Source organism: Vibrio sp. 10N.261.52.A1 (genome assembly GCF_002876325.1).
GTDB lineage: Bacteria > Pseudomonadota > Gammaproteobacteria > Enterobacterales > Vibrionaceae > Vibrio > Vibrio chagasii.
Genome location: NZ_MCYD01000640.1, coordinates 8,573 through 9,011, shown reverse-complemented (window position 1 = coordinate 9,011; position 439 = coordinate 8,573). Strand labels below are relative to the sequence as shown.

Here is a 439-nt window from a genome sequence, read left to right as displayed (position 1 = left end):
TTTTATATAAGATGGAAAACTTTTAACTCTGAAAGATTAGCTCTTAAACGTGTTTGCAATCTCTTTCAATGAAGCCGCCAGTTCAGCTTGTTCTTTGGCGGTTGCTGCAATTTGAGTTGCGCCTGTGGTCGACTCTGTCGATTTCTGCTCAACCGCCATCACGTTTTGCGCGATATCTTGAGTCACGACGGCTTGCTCTTCTGTCGCTGTAGCGATCTGTTCGGTCATGCTAAATATCTCGCTTACCGATGCTGAGATACCTTGTAAGGTGTTCTCAACCTCTTTTGAATCCTCAACCGCTTTAGACGACATCTTCTGGCTGTTATCAATAACATTGAACGCCGTCTGCACATCAGACTGTAGCGAGCTGATAAAGCCTTCAATTTCAGCTGTCGATTGCTGGGTGCGCTGCGCCAGTGTACGAACTTCATCGGCTACG

General features: G+C 46.2%; 1 protein-coding gene. It reads right to left on the bottom strand.

All coding sequences use genetic code 11. The features are described from left to right. Positions 1 to 36: 36 nt before the first annotated feature. A partial coding sequence (locus BCT81_RS11900; protein WP_241908193.1) for a methyl-accepting chemotaxis protein occupies positions 37 to 439 on the bottom strand: 403 nt, incomplete at its 5' end.